A 22,693-nucleotide genomic window follows, 5' to 3' on the forward strand; every position below is an offset into this window, starting at 1 on the left:
ACGGGCATGCACCGAGAGGTCGAAGTCCTGATCGTCGGCACGGGCTTCTCCGGCCTGGGCATGGCGATCGAGCTGAAGCGCACCGGGAAGCGCGACTTCGTCGTGCTGGAGAAGGCGAGCGACCTCGGCGGCACCTGGCGGGACAACTCCTACCCCGGCTGCGCGTGCGACGTCCCGTCCCACATGTACTCGTTCTCGTTCGAGCTGAACCCGCGCTGGTCGCGCATGTTCGCCCGGCAGCCGGAGATCTGGGACTACCTCAAGCGGGTGGCCGAGAAGTACCGCCTGCGCGAGCACATCCGGTTCGACAGCAAGGTGAGTGGCGCGCGGTGGGACGCCGACGACAAGGTCTGGCACGTCACCACCGAGAACGGCGACACGTACACGGCGAAGTCCGTGGTGGCCGGTGTCGGCGCGCTGCACATCCCGAACATCCCGACCCTGCCGGGCATCGAGGCGTTCCAGGGCAAGACTTTTCACTCGGCCGAGTGGGACCACGACTACGACCTGCGGGGCAAGAAGGTCGCCGTCGTCGGCACGGGCGCGAGCGCGATCCAGTTCGTGCCGCGGATCGCCGACGAGGTCGACCGGCTGACGTTGTTCCAGCGCACGCCGCCGTGGATCATGCCCAAGGTCGACCGGGCCATCAACACGTGGGAGCAGAAGCTGTTCCGCGCGGTGCCGTTCACCCAGCGCCTGTACCGCAACTTCGTGTACTGGACGCGGGAGTCGAGCGCGCTCGGCTTCGCCGTGAACCCGAAGATCATGGAGTTCGCGCAGAACATCGCCAAGCGGCACATGCGCAACCAGGTGCCCGACGAGGCGTTGCGGGCGAAGTTGACGCCCGACTACACCATGGGCTGCAAGCGGGTGCTGATCAGCAACGACTACTACCCGGCGCTCGGCAAGCCCAACGTCGACCTCGTGACCGACGGCATCGCCGAGGTGCGGGCGAACAGCGTGGTGGACCGCGCGGGCGTCGAGCACGAGGTCGACGTGATCATCTACGGCACGGGGTTCCACGTGGTCGACTCGTTCGACTACCTGGACGTGACCGGCAAGGGCGGCGTCGACCTGGCCAAGCAGTGGCGCGAGAAGGGCATCGAGACCTACTACGGCATCACGGTCTCGGGCTTCCCGAACTTCTTCTTCCTGCTCGGCCCGAACACCGGCCTCGGCCACAACTCCGTGGTGTTCATGATCGAGTCGCAGATCCGGTACGTGCGGCAGTGCCTCGAACTGCTGGACCGCCACCAGGCCGACGAGCTGGACGTGCGGCCGGAGGTCCAGGCGCGGTTCAACCGGCAGTTGCAGCGGAAGCTGTCCAAGGGCGTGTGGACCGAGGGCGGCTGCAAGAGCTGGTACCTCGACGCGCAGGGCATCAACCGCACGGTCTGGCCGGGCTTCACCTGGCGCTACTGGATGCGCACCAAGACCGTCCGCGCCGAGGACTACACCCTGACCCGCGCCCGCCGCGCCCGCGTCCCGGCCTGACCCGAGCGTTCAACTCACGTGTTCTGAACGTAGGACACGCCTGTTCCGAACGTAGGACACGCGCGACGTGAAGGTAGGACTCTCGCGTTCCGAACGTAGGACTCTCGCGCGTGTCCTACGTTCGGAACGCGCGTGTCCTGCGTTCGGAACGGGTGAGGTGAACGGTCAGGCGGTGACGCCGGCGGCCTTGGCGCGTTCGGCGCGCAGGCGGGTCACGTCGGGCAGGTCGAGGGGACGGAGCTTGGCGCCCGTGGCCCACTCGATCAGCAGGTCGGCGATCTGCGGGTTGCGCGGCAGCACGGGACCGTGCAGGTACGTGCACAGGATCCGGCCCTGCACCGCGCCCTCCACCCGGCCGTCGTTGCCCGTGCCCACCTTGACGTGCGCCAGCGGACGGGCGGACGGACCCAGCACGGTGCGGCCCTGGTGGTTCTCGAACCCGGTCAGCAGGCCCTCGAACAGGCCGTCGGCCGGGGTGGCGATCACCTCGCCGATGGCACGGCTGCCGCCCGCGTGCGACGTCGAGTCGATCAACCCGAGGCCGGCGTGCGTCACCTGGTCGGCCCGGGTGAACGACTCGCCGAAGATCTGGATCCCCGCGCACACGCCGAGGATCACCGCGCCACGGGCCGCCGCGCGCTGCATGCCGGGGTGCTCGCGCAGGTGCCGCACGGCCAACGTCTGCGCCGTGTCCTCACCGCCGCCGACCACGTAGATGTCGCACGACTCCGGCACGGGCTCGCCGAACCGGATGTTCACGATCTCGGCGGAGATGCCCCGCCACGTCATCCGCTTCTCCAGCACGACGGCGTTGCCGAAGTCCCCGTACGTGCCGAGCAGGTCGGGCAGCACGAGTGCGATCTGGACCTTGCTGGTGCTCACTGGGCGGCCCTCGCGTTCAGGTCGCGGAATGCGGTGTAGTTCGCGATCACCTCGACCGGCCCCGGCGGCATGGCGTCGATCGCCAGCAACGGGTCCGGCACGATCGTGTGCTCGACCTCGGCGTAGGTCAGCCGGACGCCCAGGTCTGTCGCCCGCTCGCCGGACGCGATCACCTGACGTCCCCGCAGTCGCTCGAACGGCACGTCCCACAGCCACGACAGGTCGCGCCCGTCGGCCTCGTGCGCGTTGATCACGAGCACGGCGGGGTGGTCGGCCTCCCGCACCACGGTCAGCGTCTCGCTCCACCCGGCCGGGTTCTTCGACAGCAGCAGCCGGGCCCGGTGCCCGGACCGCTGGATCGTCCGGTACCGGCCGGCCACGTTGGACACCGCGCGCAACCGCTGCACGGCCTCCTCCACGGGCACGCCCAGCGCGGCGGCGGCGGCCGTGGCCATCACCGCGTTCGCCTGGTTGAACTTGCCGGGCAGCCGCAGCGACAGCTCCACCTTCACGCCGTTCGGCGCGACCAGGTACCCGTCGCCGGTCACCCACTGGGGCCGCGGCCGGGCCAGGTCGCACCCGGTGCAGTGCCAGTGCTCGCCCTCCCAGCGGATCGGGTCGCCGCAGCGCGGGCACGAGGCGGCGTCGTTGTGCCAGCCCGTGCCGGTGGCGACCCACACCACGTTCGCCGAGTCACGGGCCGCGGACGTCACCATGATGTCGTCGCAGTTGGCCACCACGACCCCGGTCACCGAGGCCAGCGCCGTGCGCAGCGACTTCTCGATGGTGCGCACCTCGCCCACCCGGTCGAGCTGGTCGCGGCTGAGGTTCAGCAGCACGGCCACCGCGGGCGACGCGGCCCGCACGACCTCGGGGAAGTAGCCCTCGTCGACCTCCAGCACCGCGTACGGCGCGTCGGGCTGCTTGGACAGCGCGGTCACGTGCCCGTCGGGCATGTTCGCGCCGCCGTGGTTGGTGGCGACCTCGCCCAGGAACGACACGGCCCGGCTGAGCATCATCGTGCTGGTGGTCTTGCCGTTGGTGCCGGTCACCAGCGCGACCTGGCGACCGGACGTCAAGTGCGCCAGCGCCTGCGGGTCGAGCTTCAGCGCGACCCGGCCGCCGATCATGCCGCCCGCGCCCAGGCCCATCTTCTGCGACAGCTTGGAACTCATGTTGCCCAGTCGCACGGCCGCCGCGGTGCGCAGCGGCAGGCGGGCTGGGTCTGCACCTGGAGTGTTCGGCAAACCGACTTCCCGGATCTGTCAGGGGAGGGAGATCCCCCGATGCTACCGGGGCCGCTGGTGGTCCAGTTCCCGCAGGGTCCGGATCAGGTCCACCGTGCTGAGCTGGCACAACTGGGCCATGTACTCCAACGCGGGCAGGTCGAGGTGCACCTCGGGCGGCTGGCCGGGCACCAGGTGGGCGAGCCTGCCCTGCGCCCAGCGCCGCAGGGGCATCAGCTGCGGTCGCGGGTCGGCGACGACCGTGGCCAGGTCGACCGAGAGGTGTCCGGCGGGCGCGTCACCGAACACGCGTTCGTGCACCCGGGCGAGCACCTCGTGCGCGGGCACGCCCAGCGCGACGCAGATCTCCACCAATCGGACCACCGAGCACTGGCGGGTGCCCAGTTCGTACGTGGCCAGCGTTTGCAGCGAGATGTCGCTCTGCAGCCGCCGGTTGAGCTCCTTGCGAGTCCATCCGCGCTGCTTGCGAAGGCTGCGGAGCTCATCGCCGAGCACGCGCTGGTACGCCGCTGTGTCGATCTGCACCGTCGATCCTCCAGTCCGCCGGGGCCCCGACAGACCCCACGCAGATGGAAAGCGCGACAGGACGATCGCTTACGCGGGTTGTCCGATTTATCGCCCGATTGGGCTAACGAAGTGGTACTGAAAGTAGCGTTTCAACGCTCCAACGCGCTGGTTACGCCCGTCTCCCGTGGCCCGAGGAACCGGGGGTCGGGCTTCGTCACGACGCCGTCCCACATGGCCTTGCCCGCCGCGAACACCTCCCGGAAGTGCCCGTAGGCCGTGGTCGAGACCCGGTCGGACGTGTCGTGCCCCACGCCGAACGCCTCGATGCCCGCCGAACGGCACAGCGCCACCGCGCGGGGCAGGTGGAACTCCTGGGTCACCACGGTCAGCCGCTCGACGCCGAAGATCCGCTTCGCCCGCGTGCACGAGTCCCACGTGTCCAGGCCGGCGTAGTCGGCCACCACGTCGTCCGCGGGCACGCCCCGGCCGATCAGGTACGTGCGCATGGCGGTCGGCTCGTCGTACTCGGTGCGGCTGTTGTCGCCGCTGACCAGCAGCACCTCGACCTTGCCCCGCCGGTACAGGTCGGCGGCCACGTCCAGCCTGCCCGCCAGGAACGGCGTCGGCGTGCCCGCCCTGGTCAGGCCCGCGCCGAGGACCAGCGCCACGGGCGCGTCCGGCACGTCCGCCGCGTCGTGCCGGTAGGCGGCGCTGCTGGTCTGCACCCACACCCACGGCGTGGCCGCGAGCACGGCCAGCAGGCCGACCGCGACCAGCACCCGCTTCCAGCGGATCCGTCTGATGAAGCTCCTCACGGCTGCCCCCCGAGTAGACGATCAGTTCACGCAGCGCACCCCGTCCGCCGTGATGGGCGGCTCGGTGGTGGTGCTCGTGTCCGGCTGCTGCTGCCGCGCGCCGTCCAGGCCGACGAGCCGGTCACCGGCGAGCGTCTGCGTGCCCGGCCCGGAGTAGTCCGAGCCGACGAACACGCGGACGTGACCGGCCGGGATGTCGTCGTCCTGCTCGATGTCGAGCCCGCCGAGGGAATCGGCGACGGCCGCCGCGCCCGCCTCACCGCCCGCGCCGTAGCGGACCACGGAGGTGGCCATGGGCGACGCGTTGTCGGCGCCGCCGTCGGTGAACCGCTCGGCCACGAGCGCCTGGAGCACCCGGCCGGCCAGCCCCGGCGAACCGGAGGCGTTGCGGACCTCGACGGTCACCGACGCGTTGTCGACGGCGGGCGCGGTGGTGCCGGTCGCGTTCGGGTCGGCGTTGAGGTTCTTGAAGAACTTCTTCACCTCGCGCTCGTTGATCTCGACCGCCATGCCGTCCTCGGGCGTCTGCAGCTCCGGGTTGCCGGTCGGGATCGTCTCGAACTTGAGGTTGCCGCCGGTCAGGTCCTTCATCTGGGTGGCGAAGCTCAGCACGTTCCAGTCCTTGTCGAGCACGATGGACTTGGTCAGCGCGTCGATCAGGGACCGGAGCTTGCCCGGGTCCGACAGCGTGCCGGCGGACAGGATCTGCTTGGCCAGGCCCGCCATGAACACCTGCTGGCGCACGATCCGGTCGAGGTCGCCGCGCAGCAGCCCGTACCGCTGCCGGACGAACGCCAGCGCCTCGCGGCCCTGGATCTTCTGCGGACCGGCGGCGAAGTTCGCGCCGGACATGTCGTCCCGGGTGGCCTGGTTGAGGCACACGTCGACGCCGCCGACGGCCTTGGTGATCTCGTAGAACCCGACGAGGTTGATCTCGGCGTAGCGGTCGATGGTCACGCCGGTGAGGTTCTCGATGGTCCCGATGAGGTTCTTCGCGCCCGCCTGCCGCGACTGGACCTCCAGCTGCGCCGGGTCGCTGACGCCCTCGCCCTCCAGCTTGGCGATGGCGTCGTTCTTGCCGTAGCCGTACGCGGAGTTGATCTTGTGCCGGCCGTAGCCGCCCGCGATCTGCACGTAGGAGTCGCGCGGGAACGACACCGCGACGGCCTTGCCGCCGTCGTTCGGCACGTGCATGAGGATCAGCGTGTCGGTGTTCAGGCCGCCGTCGTTCTCGTCGCCCGCGTGCAGCTCGTTCAGGATCTCCTGGGGCAGCGGGTTGCCCTTGGCGTCGGTGCGGCTGTCCATGCCGACCATCAGGATGTCGACCGAGCCGTCGGCGGGCTTCTCGCCACCGCCTTCGTCGCTGATGACGTCGGTGGTGGAGATGTCGCTGAGCAGCGTGTTGAGGTTCGCCCACGCGTAGCCGGTGCCCAGCAGCACGGCGACCGAGAACAGCGCGAGCAGCGAGCGGCCGAAGATGGCGCCACCGGACGTGCGGCGCGCGGGCGGGCGGCGGCGCGGCGGGCCCGTGCGGCCTGCCGGTGGGCGCGGGCGTTGACCGGCTCGTGGCGCGGGTGCGATCCGCTGGGGCTCGGCCGGGCGCCTGCCGTCGGCGTCACGCTCGGCGGGACGACGGCCGGCCGGCGGACGGGGCCGTTCGGCGCCGGACCTGGGTCGGCCGGGCTCGCTGCCCGCACGGGCGCGCTCGTCCCGCGGCGCGTTCGGCCGGGGCCGTTCGCCTGAAGCCGGGTCGGTCACGGGGCGTTTCGGCCGCTCACCGGGCACGCGGCGGTCGCCGTCAGGCCTGCCGGGCACGCGGCGGTCGCCTTCGGGGCGCTCGGGACGGCCGGGGACGCGCCGGTCGCCCTCGGACGGGCCGGGCACGCGTCGTTCGCCGGTCGGCCGCTCGGGTCCGCGCCGCGGCGGCGGGTCGAGGCGTCCACCCGGCTCGGAGCGCCGTGGCGGCTCCTGGCCGCGCGGCGGTTGACCTGCGGAGGGACTCCGAGGGGGAACAGGTCGCCTGCGGAACCCATCGGGTTCGCCTGGCCTCGGCGGCCGGTTGTCCACTCCCACTCCTCCCATGTACCCGAGTTCGTCCCAATGGACGCATGGCGGGCCTCCCGGGTTGCCACCAGCGTCGCACAGCCGGTCCGCCGGACGTGGTGATACCGGGCCGCGGCCCGGCTGACCAGGTCGGTTACCCGATTGTGAGGTCGGCGGCAGTGCGTTCGTAGACTGCTGCCGTGCTGACCATGCAGGATGCGCTGCTCGCGCTGACCAGGTACTGGACCGAACGGGGCTGCGTCGTCGTGCAGCCGTACAACACCGAAGTCGGCGCCGGTACGTTGAACCCCGCCACCGTGCTGAGGGTGCTGGGTCCGGAGCCCTGGCGCGTGTCCTACGTCGAACCGAGCGTTCGGCCCGACGACGCGCGGTACGGCGAGAACCCGAACCGGCTGCAGACCCACACCCAGTTCCAGGTCATCCTCAAGCCCGACCCGGGTAACCCCCAGGAGCTGTACCTGGGCAGCCTCGAAGCGCTGGGCATCGACGTCCGGGCGCACGACGTGCGGTTCGTCGAGGACAACTGGGCCTCGCCCGCGCTCGGCGCGTGGGGCCTGGGCTGGGAGGTGTGGCTGGACGGGTTGGAGATCACCCAGTTCACCTACTTCCAGCAGGCCGGCGGCATGTCGCTCGACCCCGTCTCGGTCGAGATCACGTACGGCATCGAGCGCATCATGATGGCTCTGCAGGGTGTCGACCACTTCAAGGACATCGCGTACGCGCCCGGCATCTCCTACGGCGAGGCGTTCGGCCAGGCCGAGTACGAGATGAGCCGCTACTACCTCGACGACGCCGACGTGGAGGCGAACAAGCGGCTGTTCGAGGAGTACGCCTCCGAGGCGCGCCGGATGCTCGACGCGCGGCTGCCCGTGCCGGCGCACAACTACGTGCTCAAGTGCTCGCACGCGTTCAACGTGCTCGACGCCCGGGGCGCGATCAGCACCACCGAGCGGGCCCGCGCGTTCGGCCGGATGCGCGGCCTGGCCCGCGAGGTCGCCGGGCTGTGGGCGGCTCGCCGCGAGGAGCTGGGCCACCCGCTCGGCCTGGCCGAAGTGCCCGCCGCGGCCACGCTGCCCGACACGTTCGCCGAGGTCACGGCACCGAGCACGCTGCTGTTCGAGATCGGCGCCGAGGAGCTGCCGCCCGCCGAGGTGACCCGGACCGTCGAGGCGGTCGGCAAGGCCGTGGCGGACAAGCTGGGCGCGACCAGGCTCGCGCACGGAACCGTCGAGGTGCACGGCACACCGCGCCGGATCGTGGTGCTGGTGCCCGACGTCGCGCCGCGCGAGCCGGACGCGGAGAAGACCGTGCGCGGTCCCCGCGTGTCGGCCGCGTTCGACGCCGACGGCAACCCGACCAAGGCCGTGCAGGGCTTCGCGCGCGGCCAGGGCGTGGCCGTCGACGCGCTCGGCCGCGTCACGGAGAACGGCGTCGAGCACGTCGCCCTCGTGCGCACGGACCCCGGTCGCGGCGCGGTCGAGGTGCTCAGCGGGCTGCTCGGCGAGGTGGTGGCCGAGCTGCGCGCCGAGAAGAACATGAAGTGGAACGACCCGAAGCTGTCGTTCACCCGCCCGATCCGCTGGCTGCTGGCCCTGCTGGGCACGACGCCGGTGCCGGTCGCGGTGTCGACGCTGGCCGCCGAGCCGAAGACGCGCGTGCACCGCACCGCCGCCACGCCCGAGGTCGACGTGCCGACGGCGGACGGCTACCTGGAGTTCCTGGCCGGGCACGGCATCGACGCGTCGGCGAGCCGGCGACGTGACGCCATCGTGGCCCGCGCCGAGGAGCTGGCCGCGTCGGTGGGCGGGGTCGTGGACTTCGAGGGCGTGCTGGACGAGGTCACGAACCTGGTCGAGCGGCCGACGCCGCTCCTCGGCTCGTTCGAGGAGCGCTACCTGGAGCTGCCCGCGCAGATCCTCACCACGGTGATGCGCAAGCACCAGCGGTACCTGCCCGTGCGGGCGCAGGACGGCACGCTGCTGCCGCACTTCGTGGCCGTGGCGAACGGCGAGGTGGACGTCGACCTGGTGCGCGCGGGCAACGAGGCCGTGCTGCGCGCCCGGTACGAGGACGCGGCGTTCTTCTGGCGGGCCGACCTGCGCACGCCGTTGGCGGACATGAAGGCCGGGCTGGAGAAGCTGACGTTCGCCGACAAGCTCGGCTCGATGGCCGACCGGGCCGGGCGGATCGCGGCGCTCGCGCGGCGGCTCGCCGAGGAAGTCGGCGCGGCCGACGAGACCCTGGCGCGGGCGGGCGAGCTGGCCAAGTTCGACCTGGGCTCGCAGATGGTGATCGAGCTGTCGAGCCTCGCCGGCGTGATGGCCCGCGAGTACGCCGAGCGGGCGGGGGAGACCCCGGAGGTCGCCCGCGCGCTGTACGAGATGGAGCTGCCGCGCTCGGCGGGCGACGCGCTGCCGTCGTCGACGCCCGGCGCGCTGCTGTCCCTGGCCGACCGGTTCGACCTGCTGGCCGGGCTGTTCGGCATCGGGGCCAACCCGACCGGCAGCTCCGACCCGTTCGGGTTGCGGCGGGCGGCGCTGGGCGCGGTGAGCGTGCTGCGGGCGTTCCCGGACCTGAAGGCCATCACGCTGACGAAGGCGTTGGCGCTGGCCGCCCGAGAGTTGGAGGTGTCGGCGGAGGCGCTGGAGACGGCCCGCGAGTTCGCCGTGCGGCGGTACGAGCAGCAGCTGCTGGACGCCGGGCACGACCACCGGTTCGTCAACGCCGTGCTGCCGCTGGCCGACGCGCCCGCGGTGGCCGACACGACGTTGGCCGAGCTGACCGGGCTGGCGGGCGACCCGGACTTCGCCGCGCTGGTCGCCGCGTTGCAGCGGGTGCGGCGGATCGTGCCCGCGGACACCGTGAGCGAGTACGACCCGCAGGCGCTCGTGGAGCCCGCCGAGGTGGCGTTGCACAAGGCCCTGGCCGACGTGCCCGCCGGCGTCACGGGGCTGGCCGCGTTCACCGCCGCCGCGACCGGGCTCACCGGGCCGGTGAACACGTTCTTCGACGAGGTGCTGGTGATGGCGGAGGACGCCGACGTGCGGCGGGCCAGGCTGGGGCTGCTGGCCGCGATCCGCGACCTGGCCGCGCCGGTGCTGGACTGGCAGGCCCTGGGCACCGCGCTGGGCTGACCTGCCCCGCGAACGGCGAAGGTCCCCGTCCTCCGGCGAACCGGAGGGCGGGGGACCTTCGTCTGTCGCTACATGTCGCGGTTGTCCTCGGCAGACTGAGCCGAGATCTGCGAACTGTCGACGGCGACGGTGTGGTCCGGCGTGGCCTGTACGGCGGCGGCCGGCCCGGCGCCCAAGGCGAGCAGTGCCGCGGCGGTCGCGGCCACCAGCGCTGCGGGGACGATTCTCACGCTGCTTCTCCTCACACACCCGGCCAGGGTTCGGCAGGCGACACCATCGCACAGAAATCGTCCGAACGGGAGTCCCCTTTCGCACCTGCCGGATGCGTGACCAATCGGGTGCGGAGCGTGATAAGTGCGGACTGTAACGGTCTGACCTGCGGATACGATGTTCCGGGAAGGTCAACTGACCGAATGGGGCGGACCATTCGGAGCTGCGGGGTTGCTACGTCTTGACGAACCCGCACCCGGAGGGATGGAATTCCGCGACATTCCGTATTTCCGGGGTCAACGACGATGTGCCCGCGCAAGGGGTTGGCGAATGCGAAGGCTAGTCAGAGCCGTGTCCTTCGGCCTCCTCGTGCTGCTCGCCGCAGGCTGCGGCACGACGGTCGACCCGCTCGCGCCGCCCACGGGCAGCCGGGCGCCGAGGCCCGTCGTCGGCGTGATCCTGCCGGACCGCTCGTCGTCGGACCGGTGGGAGGACCAGGACCGGCCGCTGCTGCGGCAGGCGCTGAGCTTCGCGGGCATCGAGGGTCTGATCGAGAACGCGGACGGTGACGAGGCGAAGTTCGCCAGCATCGCCGACGAGATGATCGGGCGCGGCGTGAAGGTGCTGATGACGACCCCGCTGAGCCCCGAGGGCGGCGCGGCGGTCGAGCGCAAGGCGCGGGAGGCGGGCATCCCGGTCATCAACTACGACCGGATCAGCCTGGGCGGCCAGGCCGACTACTACGTGTCGTTCGACAACCTCAACGTGGGCGAGTTGCAGGCCGAGGGCCTGCTCAAGTGCCTCGGCGAGCGGCAGGGCGCGCGGATCATCGAGCTGCAGGGCGCGCCGACGGACAACAACGCCACGCTGTTCTTCGACGGTCAGCGCCGCAAGCTCGGCCCCAAGTACGACACCGGCGCGTTGAAGCTGGTCGAGAGCAAGGCCATCGACAAGTGGGACCCGGTGCTCGGCAAGGCCGCGTTCGAGCAGATGCTGTCGGCCAACGGCGGCGCGGTGGACGGCGTGGTCGCGGCCAACGACGGGCTGGCCGGCGCGGCGATCGAGGTGCTCAAGGCCAAGGGCCTCGCGGGCCAGGTGCCCGTGACGGGTCAGGACGCCACGCTGGAGGGCCTGCGCGCGATCCTGCGCGGCGAGCAGTGCATGACGGTCTACAAGCCGATCCGCGACGAGGCCGAGGCGGCGGCGCGGCTGGCCATCGCGGTGGCCCGCGGCGACCTCAGCGGCGCGGACGACCTGGCCACCGGCAACACCCGCGACCTGGTGGCGAAGCGGGACGTGAAGTCGGTGCTGCTCGGCGCGGACCTGATCACCCGGGAGAACGTGCGCACGCTGGTGGCCGAGGGCGTGGTGAAGCACGCGGACCTGTGCGCGGGCGACACCGCGGACGACTGCCTGCAGCTGGACATCCTGACCGGCTAGGCGGCGGCTCCGGGGCCGGGCAGCACGTCGATGTCGGTCGGCCCCATCGGCTCGCCGCACTCCGAGCAGTGCAGCTCCACGCGCGCGGTCCGCCCGCACGCGTGGTGGCGGTAGAGCACGGGCGGGCCGGCTTCGCCCGCCGTCCAGCGGTCGCCCCAGCGCACCATCACCATCAGCAGCTCGACCAGCTCGACGCCCTTCGGCGTGAGCGCGTACTCGTGGCGCGGCGGCTTGGCCGAGTACTCGCGCCGTTCCAGCACGTCCTGCTCCAGGAGCCACTTCAGCCGCTCGGCGAGCACCTTGCGCGAGATGCCCAGGTCTTCCTGGAGCTGGTCGAAGCGGGCGATGCCCACGTAGACGTCCCGCAGGATCAGCGGGGACCACGGCTCGCCGATGACGTCCATGGTGCGCGCGATCGAACAGGCCATGTCGCCGAACCGGGTCCGCTGCACGGAACGAGTCTAGCCGACAGGGTTCCCTGAAGGAACTTACTCCGTTAGTGTGAGTTCCCTCAGGGAACTTTGGAGGTGCGTGATGGCTCGACCGACCGTTGTCCCGCCGCAGGAGTGGCAGGCCGCCCGCGACGACCTGCTGGTCAAGGAGAAGGAGCTGACCCGCGCGCTCGACGCGCTGGCCGCCGAACGCCGCCGGCTGCCCATGGTGCGGCTGGCCACCGACCACGAGTTCACCGCGCCCGACGGCGCCGTGGTCGGCCTCGCGGACCTGTTCGCGGGCCGCCGGCAGCTCGTCGCCTACCACCACATGCTCGCGCCGGGCCAGGACTGGCTGTGCTCGGGCTGCTGCTCGTTCACCGACAACCTCGCCGACCAGGTCCACCTCAACGCCCGCGACACCACGTTGATCCTCATGTCCCGCGCGCCGCAGGACGAGATCGCGGCCGTGCGCGAGCGGATGGGCTGGACCGTGCCGTGGTACTCGTCCGGCCAGGCGTTCTACGACGAACTGGGCCTGGGCGGCGGCTTCGGGCTGAGCGTGTTCCTGCGCGACGGCGACGAGGTGTTCCGCACGTACTTCACCACCGCGCGCGGCGTCGACCGGCTGCGGATGGACTTCAACCTGCTCGACCTGACCCCGTACGGCCGCCAGGAGGAGTGGGAGGACTCGCCCGAGGGCCGGCCGCAGACACCGACCATGGCGTGGCTGCGCCTCCGCGACGAGTACGAGGTCTGACCGCCGTGCCCAAGATGACCGAAGCCGAGCGCGACGAGTTCTTCGGCCAGCCGCACGTCGCCGTGCTCGGCGTCGCCGCCGCCGACCGCCCGCCGCTGACCGTGCCGGTGTTCTACGCCTACCGGGACGGCCTGGTCACGTTCTTCACCGGCACGCAGGGCCGCACGGCACGCAAGACCCGGCTGCTGGAACGCGCGGGCGCGTTCAGCCTGAACGTGCAGCAGGCGACCTACCCGTACAAGTACGTGACCGCCGAGTGCGTCCTGGAACGGGTCGACCGCCCGCCGTCGGTGGACGACGTGTGCGCCGTGGCGAGCCGGTACATGCCGGAAGACGCCGCCCGCGCGTTCGCGGAGGCGGAGATCGCCCACCCGGCGGGCACGTTCGTCCTGTTCGCCGGTCGTCCGGTGCGGTGGCTGTGCAGCAACTCCGACGACGACTAAGCCTCCTCGTCGTGCCGCCCGGAGATGAACTCCTGCACCCGGATCTTCACCTGGATCAGCGGCTGCCGGATGCGGGCCTCCCGGCGGTACGCGCGGCGGAGCTTGCGCGAGCCCTCGGCGTACCGCCAGCGGGCCCACGGTGAGCCGGGCCGGGCCAGCCGCACCGCGCCGATCTCCGGCAGCACGGGCACCAGCAGCCCGATCAGCCCGGTCCACACCTTGCCCTTGAGCAGCGCCACGATGGCGAACCCGAGGTTGACCAGGATGATCAGCACGCGCACGGCCACGCCCTCGCCGTAGAACTCCTCGTAGCCCAGCGGGCGGGCGCCGAGCAGCAGCAGGCCGGTCATCCCGATGGCCAGGAACACCGCGTCCACCGACAGCCGGCCGTCCTTCGTCCAGTACACGTCGCGCAGGTGCAGGAGGAGCGCGAACTCGTCCAGCACGAGGGCCGCGCCGACGCCGAGCAGCGCCGCTGCGGCAACCCGCACCCCGTGCTGGTCGTCCGGCACGGCCAACCCGATCACGCCGCCGAGCAGCATGAAGACGGTGCCGAACACCACGTGGTGGATGTGCGTGCCGCCGGGCGTGAAGTTGCCCGGCCACCAGCGCACCTTCGCCCGGATCAGGCGGACGCTGATCCGGATGAAGACGAAGGTGACCACCAGGCCGAGGAAGAAGAACAGCAGCCGGGACTGGGGCAGGTGGAGCGCGTACACCACCCCATCTTCACCCGGCGGGGTTACTTGAACCTGATGCCGCCCTGGATGTCCCCCGCCTGCACGACGTTGCCGTGCACCGTGCCGGAGATCTGGTTGGTCACCCGGCCGGTCTGCGTGACGGCGTGGTGGGCCCGAAGTTCGGCGCCGAAGCCCGGATCGGCCTCGACGGTCCGCTCCAGCGTCTCGCTCAACGCCTTGACCTGGGGCGAGTCCTCGGACGCGCCCTCGGCGGCGGTGAGCGCCGCGGTGGCGACGGGATCGTCCGCGAACTTGGCGCGGACCAGCTCGTACAGGCCGGCGACGGCCCGTGAGGCGAGCGACGCGGCGATGGAGACCAGCATCGGTTCAGGCATCGGAGACCCCCTGTGATCGCGGCCTGGCCCACGGTAGCAGTGCGACTCGCCGCATTCTTCTGCTCGACTGGCGGCGGGATCTCATGGTTGACTGTCTTCGGTCGTACCTTTCTGTGTTCGTGTTCCACCACGCTCGCGGAACGGAGTTGCGGGCGCCGAACTTTCCTCGCCAGGAGGGGCCGGGGCCCTAGCTGACCCGGTGGTCGCAAGCGCGATCCGGCACCTGTTAGAGGAGAAGTAGCAAGATGGCAGTTCAGGGCACCGTCAAGTGGTTCAACGCGGAGAAGGGCTTCGGCTTCATCTCCCCGGACAACGGTGGCGCCGACGTGTTCGTGCACTACTCGGAGATCCAGAGCAACGGCTACCGCACCCTGGAAGAGAACCAGCGGGTGGAGTTCGAGATCGGCCAGGGCCAGAAGGGCCCGCAGGCGCAGACGGTTCGACCGCTCTGACCTAATCGGGGTCACCACCAGGACCTCGATCTTTTCGGGCCGCCACCCCTCGCAGCAGCGGGGGGTGGCGGCCCGAATCGTCGCTCAGGTGGTCAGCGCGGGAGCCTGGCCGACCTGCCCGCCGTAGATCCGCTTGCCGACCAGCCGTGCGTCGTCGAACACGAAGAACGCCGTCGTGCGCACCCGGAAGGCGCGTCCCGTGGGCTCCTCGCCGCGGAGACTGCCCAGGTGGGTGCCCCGCAGCTCCAGTTCCACGATCACCGCGTCGTCGGCGTGGTGCAGCTCGACGAGCGTGCTGCGCTGGTCCGGGAACGCGTCGCGGACGCGCGCGTAGTAGCCGGTGACCTCGGCCCGGCCGTCGAACACCTGGCCGGTCGCCACGATCTCGCACCGCGGGTGGTCGAAGGCGCCGACGGCGGTGTCGAACTCGTGTTCGTTCTCCGACTCCAGGTGCTCCAGCACGATCGCCTCCCGCAGGGCCCGCAGTGCCTTGGACGCGGTCATGCGCGCGATTCCCTCCGGTTCGTCGGTAGCTGACGACGAAACACGGGCGGGCACCCACCAGTCAAGACGGCATCCGCACCGAGGGGTCCGCGATCGGCCGCGCGTTCACCCGTCCAGCAGTGCGCGCGACGTCCGGTCGGAGTGGTCGTGATTGGTGCGATTGCCGGTGCGCGAGCCGGCTACCGGGCGCGCTTAATCGTTTACCTGGGGCTTCGCCGGTAAGGCGGCGGCGTGTTCACCACCGCCTTACCGTGATCGCTCAGGGACGCATTTCGTATGCGCCGGACAGCGCCGCCACCTTGCTCCAGACGCGTTCGAAGCGGGCCTGGTCGACAACGGGCTTGCGGACCTGCTCGACCGCCCACCGCTGCTGCGCCTCGGTGGACGACGCCTTGCCGTGCAGCGCGACCGCGTAGGCCGAGAAGTCGCGCACCAGGACGTCGAACACCTGGTCCAGCACGTCGGCGTCCAGGTCGGTGATCCGGGCCTGCTCCAGCGCCAGCTGGCCGTAGACGACCAGCGTGAACAGGTGGCCGAGGTTGAGCAGGAAGTCCAGGTCCTGCTGCTGCTCGTCGTCCGGCGCGGCGGTGGTCAGCAGGGTGCGCAGCGCACGGGCCTGCTCGTGGAAGCGGGCCACGTTGGGCACGTGCGCGTGCTCGCGGTAGGCGGTCTCCCAGTCGTGGAACCTGATCTTCCCGAGGCCGCGGGCCGGGCCCTGGCGCCAGAAGAACTCGTCGTCGGCCGGGTCGTGCCTGGTCGGGACGTCGGCGTAGTCGGCGGGCTGGAACAGGTAGTTCGGCATGAACTTGAGCACGAGGGCGAGGTTGACGTGGACCGTGCCCTCCAGCTTCGGCAGCGCGCGGATGTCGCGGGCCGCCATCGAGAAGTAGGTGTCCTTCTCGAAGCCCTTGGCCGCGATCACGTCCCACAGCAGATCGATGACCCGTTCGCCCTCGCTGGTGACCTTCATCTTCGTGATCGGGTTGAACAGCAGGTAGCGGCGGTCCTCGGGGGAGGCGCTGCGGAAGTAGTCCACCGAGCGGTCGGCGAACAGCTTCATGGCGGTGAGCCGGGCGTAGGCGTCCACGAAGTTCTGCCGCACGTGCGGGAAGTCGGTGACCCGCTTGCCGTACAGGATCCGGTTGTGGGCGTGCGTGATGGCCTCGTAGAACGCGTGCTCGTCGATGCCGATGGAGGCCGTGCACAGGTTGAACTTGCCCACGTTGACCGTGTTGAGGGCGGCGCTGAACGCCTCGGGGCCGGTGTGCAGGACGTCGTCCGCGGTGACCGGGTAGTCGTCCAGGTGGAACTCGCTGACGAACATCTGCGAGTCGACCACGTTCTTGACCAGCGTGAACTTCTCGTGCTGCGAGTCGACGGCGAAGAACACGTACCCCTCGGGGCCCTCGACGTCCGCGCGCCGGCCGAAGACCGACACCATCCCGGCCACGTTGCCGTTGCCGATGTAGTACTTCCCGCCGGTCGCGGTGAAGCCGGTGGCGGTGGGCGTGAGGACCATGTCGGTGGAGTAGACGTCCGCCCCGTGCTCCTTCTCGGACAGCCCGAACGCGAACACCGAACCCCGGTCGAGGAGTTCGGCGGCCTTCTTGCGGGCCACCGCGTTGTCGCTCATCCAGATGGGGCCCAGGCCCAGCACGCTGACCTGCCAGGCGTACCAGTACTGGAGGCCGTAGAAGCCGAGGACCTCGCTCAGCGCGGCGTTGCGGGCGGCGTCCCAGCGCTTGTCGGGGTTGCCGTCGGCCTCGGACGCGGGCGTGCAGAAGGTCGCGAACAGCTTCTCGCGCGCGACGAAGTCCAGGAACTCGGCGTACCAGACCTTGGCCTGGTCGTCGGCGATCAGGCGCCGCTTGCCGCGCTCCTCGAACCAGTCGACGGTCGCGCGGAGCAGGCGGCGGCTCTCGGCGTCCAGGTGTCCGAAGTCGTGGGTGTTCGGGTCGAACAGCACGGGGTTCTCCCTTCGTCGCCGCCGCACGCTACCAGTCGGTAACTTATCCGGCTCCTCCGCTCGTCGCCGCCGTCTGCGGAGCAGCGACCATAGGGCTAGTGTGCTGCGCGTCACAATCGAGGAGTCGTCATGCACCTGCTTGCCATCGGCACCCGCAAGGGCCTGTGGCTCGCGACCGGTGAAGACCGCACGTCGTGGAGCCTCAGCGGACCGCACCACCCGATGACCGAGGTCTACGCGATCGCGATCGACCCCCGCCGCGACCGGCCGCGGCTGCTGGTCGGCACGAGCAGCTCCCACTTCGGGCCGACCGTCGTGACCAGCGACGACCTCGGCGCGACCTGGGAGGAACCGGACCACGCGCCGATCGCGTTCCCGGCGGACGCCTCGCTGGAACGGGTGTGGCAGCTGGCGCTCACGCCCGACCCGGAGGTCGTGTACGCGGGCACGCAGCCGTCGGCGTTGTTCCGCTCCGAGGACGGCGGCCGGACGTACTCGCTGGTGGAAGGCCTGTGGAAGCACCCGCACCGCGAGCAGTGGGGCGAGGGGTTCGGCGGGCAGGCCATCCACACCGTGCTGCCCGACCCGGCCGACCCGCTGCGGCTGACCGTGGCCATGTCCACCGGCGGCGTGTACCGGACGTTCGACGGCGGGTCGTCGTGGGAGCCGAGCAACACCGGCATCAAGGCCTACTTCCTGCCCGACCCGTACCCCGAGTTCGGTCAGTGCGTGCACAAGGTGAGCAGGCACCCGTCCCGGCCGGAGCGGCTGTTCCTGCAGAACCACCACGGCGTGTACCGGTCCGACGACGCCGGGGCGACGTGGACGTCCATCGCGGACGGCCTGCCCGCCGACTTCGGCTTCGCCATGGTCAACCACCCGCACGACCCCGACGTGGTCTACAACTTCCCGCTGACCGCGGACGGCGACCGGTTCCCGCCCGGCGGCGAGTGCGCGGTGTACCGGTCGGCGGCCGCCGGGTCGTCGTGGGAGGCGTTGCGCGACGGGCTGCCGGACGGCTTCTGGACGGCCGTGATGCGTGACGCGATGTGCACCGACGCGGCGAGCCCGGCGGGCGTCTACTTCGGGTCGCGGTCGGGCGAGGTGTACGCGAGCGCCGACGAGGGCGACAGCTGGCGGCGGATCGCCGAGCACCTGCCCGACGTGGTGTGCGTGCGGGCGGCGGAGGTCTGACGTGCGGGTGCTCGTGCTGATCCCCGGCCCGCTCCGGCAGACGGCGGGCAACCAGGCCAGGCTGGAGGTCGACCTGCCCGAGCCCGCCACGCTCGGCGCGCTGCTCGACCACCTGGCCGCGCGGTACCCGTTGCTGGACCGCAGGTTGCGCGACGAACGGGCCGGGCTGCGCCGCTACGTGAACTTCTACGTGGACGGGGAGGAGTGCCGCCGGCTGTCCGGCGCGGACACCTCGCTGGGCCCGGACGCGGAGGTGCGGATCCTGCCGTCGGTCGCGGGCGGCTAGGGCTTCGCGATCCGCCGGTAGAGCGGGCGCAGCGCGTCGGTCACCGAACGGCCGTCCACGACGAGCGGTTCGAGCTGGTCCAGCAGCGCGTCCGGGCGCCTGGTCGTCGACTCGGCGACGTCCGGCACGACCTCGGCGACCTTCGGGCGTGCCCAGAAGTCCGCGAACGAGTCCTCAGGGTCGGGCGTCGGTTCGGCCGGCTCGGCCGGGATGGGCGCGCGCAGGTCCCGCAGCCGGTCCAGCAGGTCCTCGCGGGACCGTCCGCGCCACGCCAGGATCTCGAACGGGTCGGTGTCGAACGACTCGGCGAGCAGGTAGCAGGTGGCGGCGAGGTGCTTGCACGGCACCTCCCAGTCCGGGCACGTGCAGTCCATGTGCAGTTCGCGCATCGTGCTCGGGAACAGGGTGAGGCCGAGGTCGGCGAACACGTCCTCGATCTCCGGCGGCATCTCGCCCGCCAGCAGCTTCGCCGCGAAGATCGCCCGGTCGGCCAGCGCGTGCTCGATGCGCCGCCAGTCCTCGTCGCTGAACTTCCGCACCCCGATCCGCGCCCGGTACGGCTCGGGGCGCGTCCCGGTCACCAGCGCCACCACCAGGCTGGTCGACAGGGACAGGCTCATCACCTGACCGGTGCGCGCGTACGAGCGGCCGCGGGCGAGGCGTCCGGCCATGCCGAACGACTCCAGCACCTCCAGGAACCGGCGCGACCACCACGTCTGCGCGATGTCGCCGCGCTTGCTGCGCAACGTGAGGCCGCCCTCGACCCGGATCGGCCGCGACGGCGGGTGGTACCCGTGCCAGTCAGTCACCGACGGCCTCCCCGGACAGGGCGAACAGCTCCCGCAGCTCGCCGGTCGACATCTCGGTCAGCCAGTCCTCGCCGGCGCCGACCACGAGCTGCGCCAACCCGCGCTTCTCCTCGATCATCCGGTCGATCCGCTCCTCCAGCGTGCCGACGCAGACGAACTTGCGCACCTGCACGTGGTTGCGCTGGCCGATGCGGAACGCCCGGTCGGTGGCCTGGTCCTCCACCGCCGGGTTCCACCAGCGGTCGAGGTGGATGACGTGGTTCGCGGCGGTCAGGTTCAGGCCCGTGCCGCCCGCCTTCAGCGACAGCACGAAGATCGACGGGCCGTCCTTCGCCTGGAACCGTCGCACCATCTCGTCCCGCTGCCGCTTCGGCGTGCCGCCGTGCAGGTAGAGGACTTCGGTGTCGAAGCGCGCGGCCAGGTGGGGTACGACCAGCGAGCCGAACGCGGTGAACTGGGTGAAGCACAACGCCTTGTCGCCGTCGGCCAGCGCCTCGTCCAGGACCTCCTCCAGCCGGGCGAGCTTGCCGGAGCGGCCGGCGACGCGCGAGCCGTCACCGAGGAGCTGCGCCGGGTGGTTGCAGACCTGCTTGAGGCGCGACATCGTGGCCAGGACCAGGCCCTTGCGCTTGACGCCCTCCGCCTCGGCGATCTTGGCCAGCATGTCGTCCACCACGGCCTGGTAGAGCGTGGCCTGTTCGGCGGTCAGCGTGCAGAGCTGCTTGACCTCGATCTTGTCCGGCAGGTCGGTGATGATCCGCGGGTCGGTCTTGAGGCGGCGGAGCACGAACGGGCCGGTGATCCGGCGCAGGCGGACGGCGGCGTCCTCGTCGCGGTGGCGTTCGACCGGGACGGCGAAGCGGGCGCGGAACGTGTTGATCGTGCCCAGCACGCCGGGGTTGACGAAGTCCATGATCGACCACAGCTCGGCCAGCCGGTTCTCCACCGGCGTGCCGGTCAGCGCCACGCGATGCCGTGCGGGCAGCGCGCGGACCACCTTCGACTGCCGGGTGGAGCTGTTCTTGATGTTCTGCGCCTCGTCCAGCACGACCCGGTCCCAGCTCACGTCGGTGAGCTTGCCCGCGTCGCGCGCGACGACCGCGTAGGTGGTGATGACCAGGTCGCAGTCGGTGTCGAGGGCGCGGTCCGCGCCGTGGTAGACCCGCACTTCCAGACCGGGCGTGAAGCGGGCGGCCTCGCGCTGCCAGTTGCCGACCACCGACATCGGGCAGACCAGCAGCGTCGGCAGCCGCTTGCCCTGCGCGCGGTTGTGCGCTTCGAGCGCCAGTAGCTGGACGGTCTTGCCGAGGCCCATGTCGTCGGCCAGGCACGCGCCGAGGCCGAGCCGGTCCAGGAACGCGAGCCAGGCCAGCCCGCGCTGCTGGTACGGCCGCAGTTCGGCGACCAGGCCTGTCGGCTGCTGGACCGGCTCCAGGTGGTGCTCGACCTCGCCGGACAGCAGGTCGCCGAGCCAGCCGGTGGCGCTGACCCCGTTCAGCGGGAGTGGCAGGTCGGCGTCCTCGGGGTGCAGGCCGGAGTGCAGCAGGACCTGCGCGGCCGTCATCTGCCCGCCGCCGCGCTTGAGGAAGGCGAGGCCCGCGGCGAGGCGTTTCGGGTCGACGTGCACCCACTGGCCGCGGACGCGGACCAGCGGCACCTTGGCCTCGGCGAGGGACTGCAACTCGGCCTCGGTCAACCGCTCGTCGCCGACGGCCAGTTCCCACTGGTAGTCGACCAGGACCTTCAGCCCGAGTTCGCTCTCCTTCGCCACCTGCCCCGCCGTGCCGCGACTGGTGGCCGTGAGCCGGAGCCCGAGCCGGTGCGGCTGACGCCACCACGACGGCAGCATCACGCCGAACCCGGCCTCCGCCAACACCGCCGCGTGCTGGAGGAAGTCGTACGCGCCTTCGACGTCCAGTGCCAGCTCCACCGGCCGGCGGGCGGAGAGCGCCCGGTCCAACGCCGGGTAGAGCCGGCCGGCCCGCCCCAGGTCGCCCAGCAACACGTCCTCAGGCCGGCCGACCCACCGCCGCAACACCGCGTCCTGCTTGTGCCACAACTGTTCCGCCGTCACGACGACGCTGGGCTCGTCCACGGCCTGGAGCAGGAACTCGACCCGCCACCCGTCCTTCAGCGCGCCGCCCTGGTCGGGCGAGCTGAGCCGGAAGCAGGTCCGAACAGGACTCTGCTGCAACCCGTTGGCCCGCCACGCCGCCACCTTGGCCCGCAACGCACCCACTTCACCGACCACGCGCGGCTCGTCCACCAACGCGTCCAGCCACTGCCCGACCATCCCGTCCCCACCCGGCCGCGCACCCCGCAACGCCACCCTGACCTGACGGTCGACCGCGCGGTCCAACACCTCCTCGGCCAAGTCGCCAGGCCCGTCGGTGCCCCGGAACGACGGCGGCGCACTCGCCCGCAACGCGGCGAAGCGCAACGAGTCCACCCCGGACAGCGCGGCCCGCCACCGAGCACACCCGTCCCCGTCCAGCGAAGGCAGGACCCGCCCCCGCCGAACCAGGTCCCGCCCGAACGCGAGGACGTCGTTCAGGAACTTCCACGAAGCCCCGCCCCGACAGTCCGGCGGCAGCGACTCGGGCAACGCCTGAACCCACACGACCGGCACCAACCACTCCCGCCACCGCAGAGCCCCACGCCGCCCACCGACGGCCTCCCGCACCAACTCGGGCGACCCGACCGGCCCACCGGCATAGGACGGCAACCGAACGGAAACCTCCCCGCCAACCACCCCACCGACCAACGCCGCCAGCGCCTCCCCACCAACCGCGAACGGATGCCCCACCGCGTGCCGGGGCAACCGCCCACCAACCCGCTCCGGCAAGAGCGAATCCTCAGCCCAAACCCCAACCCGCCCGCCACCCACGCCCAACGCGTGCAACACCAACACGAACAGCCCGATGCGCCCGTCGCTCAGCAGCTCGGCCACGTCGATGTGGTCGGGGTCGGCGAGCAGCCG

The 22,693-nt window shown here is 71.3% G+C and carries 21 protein-coding genes; 8 read left to right on the plus strand and 13 right to left on the minus strand.

All coding sequences use genetic code 11. The features are described 5' to 3' along the window. The first annotated feature begins 6 nt into the window (after nucleotides 1-6). The gene (locus tag ADK67_RS15455; RefSeq protein WP_053717127.1) at nucleotides 7-1,494 is read left to right on the plus strand and encodes a flavin-containing monooxygenase; all 1,488 of its coding nucleotides are present in this window, start codon (nucleotides 7-9) and stop codon (nucleotides 1,492-1,494) included. 165 nt (nucleotides 1,495-1,659) lie between these two features. On the opposite strand, the gene ADK67_RS15460 is transcribed toward ADK67_RS15455, so the two are convergent. From ADK67_RS15460 to ADK67_RS15480, 5 genes are all read right to left on the minus strand, one after another. After that, nucleotides 1,660-2,376, minus strand: a complete 717-nt coding sequence (locus ADK67_RS15460) for a type 1 glutamine amidotransferase (protein ID WP_053717128.1) — start codon at nucleotides 2,374-2,376, stop codon at nucleotides 1,660-1,662. Next, nucleotides 2,373-3,551 carry a MurT ligase domain-containing protein gene (locus tag ADK67_RS15465; protein ID WP_053717129.1) on the minus strand — a complete coding sequence of 393 codons (1,179 nt, stop codon included), beginning with the start codon at nucleotides 3,549-3,551 and terminating at the stop codon, nucleotides 2,373-2,375. The genes ADK67_RS15460 and ADK67_RS15465 overlap by 4 nt, the downstream gene beginning before the upstream one ends. A 114-nt stretch (nucleotides 3,552-3,665) precedes the next feature. Continuing rightward, on the minus strand, nucleotides 3,666-4,148 hold the full coding sequence (locus ADK67_RS15470; protein WP_053717130.1) for a helix-turn-helix domain-containing protein: 483 nt from the start codon (nucleotides 4,146-4,148) through the stop codon (nucleotides 3,666-3,668). A 131-nt stretch (nucleotides 4,149-4,279) separates the two neighbouring features. Further along, nucleotides 4,280-4,945, minus strand: coding sequence for a SanA/YdcF family protein (locus tag ADK67_RS15475; protein WP_053717131.1), 666 nt, complete (start codon nucleotides 4,943-4,945; stop codon nucleotides 4,280-4,282). Nucleotides 4,946-4,966: 21 nt separating this feature from the next. Continuing rightward, the gene (locus ADK67_RS15480) at nucleotides 4,967-6,829 is read right to left on the minus strand and encodes an LCP family protein (protein WP_231648197.1); all 1,863 of its coding nucleotides are present in this window, start codon (nucleotides 6,827-6,829) and stop codon (nucleotides 4,967-4,969) included. 368 nt (nucleotides 6,830-7,197) lie between these two features. Here ADK67_RS15480 and ADK67_RS15485 point away from each other — a divergent pair, with 368 nt between their 5' ends. Then, a complete protein-coding gene (locus ADK67_RS15485; RefSeq protein WP_053717156.1) occupies nucleotides 7,198-10,143 on the plus strand; it encodes a glycine--tRNA ligase in 2,946 nt (981 codons plus the stop codon). 68 nt (nucleotides 10,144-10,211) lie between these two features. Here the strand turns inward: ADK67_RS15485 and ADK67_RS50940 are convergent, their stop codons facing one another. Continuing rightward, entirely contained in the window at nucleotides 10,212-10,373 is a 162-nt protein-coding gene (locus ADK67_RS50940; protein WP_157620420.1) for a hypothetical protein, read from the minus strand. A gap of 310 nt (nucleotides 10,374-10,683) precedes the next feature. Here ADK67_RS50940 and ADK67_RS15490 point away from each other — a divergent pair, with 310 nt between their 5' ends. Beyond that, complete coding sequence (locus ADK67_RS15490; RefSeq protein WP_053717132.1) at nucleotides 10,684-11,793, plus strand: sugar ABC transporter substrate-binding protein; 1,110 nt, start codon at nucleotides 10,684-10,686, stop codon at nucleotides 11,791-11,793. Here the strand turns inward: ADK67_RS15490 and ADK67_RS15495 are convergent. After that, nucleotides 11,790-12,245, minus strand: coding sequence for a winged helix-turn-helix transcriptional regulator (locus ADK67_RS15495; RefSeq protein ID WP_053717133.1), 456 nt, complete (start codon nucleotides 12,243-12,245; stop codon nucleotides 11,790-11,792). The genes ADK67_RS15490 and ADK67_RS15495 overlap by 4 nt on opposite strands. Nucleotides 12,246-12,327: 82 nt before the next feature. On the opposite strand from ADK67_RS15495, the gene ADK67_RS15500 reads away from it, so the two are divergent. Next, nucleotides 12,328-12,984, plus strand: coding sequence for a DUF899 domain-containing protein (locus ADK67_RS15500; protein ID WP_053717134.1), 657 nt, complete (start codon nucleotides 12,328-12,330; stop codon nucleotides 12,982-12,984). A gap of 5 nt (nucleotides 12,985-12,989) precedes the next feature. Then, nucleotides 12,990-13,427, plus strand: coding sequence for a pyridoxamine 5'-phosphate oxidase family protein (locus ADK67_RS15505; RefSeq protein ID WP_053717135.1), 438 nt, complete (start codon nucleotides 12,990-12,992; stop codon nucleotides 13,425-13,427). On the opposite strand, the gene ADK67_RS15510 is transcribed toward ADK67_RS15505, so the two are convergent. Both ADK67_RS15510 and ADK67_RS15515 read right to left on the minus strand, forming a co-directional pair. Beyond that, nucleotides 13,424-14,146: a hypothetical protein gene (locus ADK67_RS15510; RefSeq protein ID WP_231648199.1), complete on the minus strand. Its 723-nt coding sequence runs from the start codon at nucleotides 14,144-14,146 to the stop codon at nucleotides 13,424-13,426. The genes ADK67_RS15505 and ADK67_RS15510 overlap by 4 nt on opposite strands. Nucleotides 14,147-14,169: 23 nt before the next feature. Next, entirely contained in the window at nucleotides 14,170-14,502 is a 333-nt protein-coding gene (locus ADK67_RS15515) for a hypothetical protein (protein WP_053717137.1), read from the minus strand. A 245-nt stretch (nucleotides 14,503-14,747) separates the two neighbouring features. Between ADK67_RS15515 and cspE the strand changes: the two genes are divergently transcribed. Continuing rightward, nucleotides 14,748-14,954, plus strand: a complete 207-nt coding sequence (cspE, locus tag ADK67_RS15520) for a transcription antiterminator/RNA stability regulator CspE (protein WP_053717138.1) — start codon at nucleotides 14,748-14,750, stop codon at nucleotides 14,952-14,954. Nucleotides 14,955-15,038: 84 nt separating this feature from the next. On the opposite strand, the gene ADK67_RS15525 is transcribed toward cspE, so the two are convergent. After that, a complete protein-coding gene (locus ADK67_RS15525) occupies nucleotides 15,039-15,458 on the minus strand; it encodes an ester cyclase (protein WP_053717139.1) in 420 nt (139 codons plus the stop codon). Nucleotides 15,459-15,717: 259 nt separating this feature from the next. After that, a complete protein-coding gene (locus tag ADK67_RS15530) occupies nucleotides 15,718-17,424 on the minus strand; it encodes an acyl-CoA dehydrogenase (RefSeq protein ID WP_197289466.1) in 1,707 nt (568 codons plus the stop codon). Between the two features lie 129 nt (nucleotides 17,425-17,553). Between ADK67_RS15530 and ADK67_RS15535 the strand changes: the two genes are divergently transcribed. Both ADK67_RS15535 and ADK67_RS15540 read left to right on the plus strand, forming a co-directional pair. After that, nucleotides 17,554-18,618 (plus strand): WD40/YVTN/BNR-like repeat-containing protein, encoded by a 1,065-nt coding sequence (locus ADK67_RS15535; RefSeq protein ID WP_053717141.1) that lies wholly within the window; start codon nucleotides 17,554-17,556, stop codon nucleotides 18,616-18,618. A gap of 1 nt (nucleotide 18,619) precedes the next feature. Beyond that, on the plus strand, nucleotides 18,620-18,904 hold the full coding sequence (locus tag ADK67_RS15540; protein ID WP_053717142.1) for a MoaD/ThiS family protein: 285 nt from the start codon (nucleotides 18,620-18,622) through the stop codon (nucleotides 18,902-18,904). Here the strand turns inward: ADK67_RS15540 and ADK67_RS15545 are convergent. Together ADK67_RS15545 and ADK67_RS15550 are read right to left on the minus strand one after the other, a co-directional pair. Then, nucleotides 18,901-19,713, minus strand: coding sequence for an SWIM zinc finger family protein (locus ADK67_RS15545; protein ID WP_053717143.1), 813 nt, complete (start codon nucleotides 19,711-19,713; stop codon nucleotides 18,901-18,903). The two genes, ADK67_RS15540 and ADK67_RS15545, sit on opposite strands and share 4 nt — an antisense overlap. After that, nucleotides 19,706-22,693 (minus strand): DEAD/DEAH box helicase (locus ADK67_RS15550; protein ID WP_442974141.1); only part of this gene is annotated, 2,988 nt, incomplete at its 5' end. The genes ADK67_RS15550 and ADK67_RS15545, both read right to left, overlap by 8 nt.

Source organism: Saccharothrix sp. NRRL B-16348, from assembly GCF_001280085.1.
Lineage (GTDB): Bacteria > Actinomycetota > Actinomycetes > Mycobacteriales > Pseudonocardiaceae > Actinosynnema.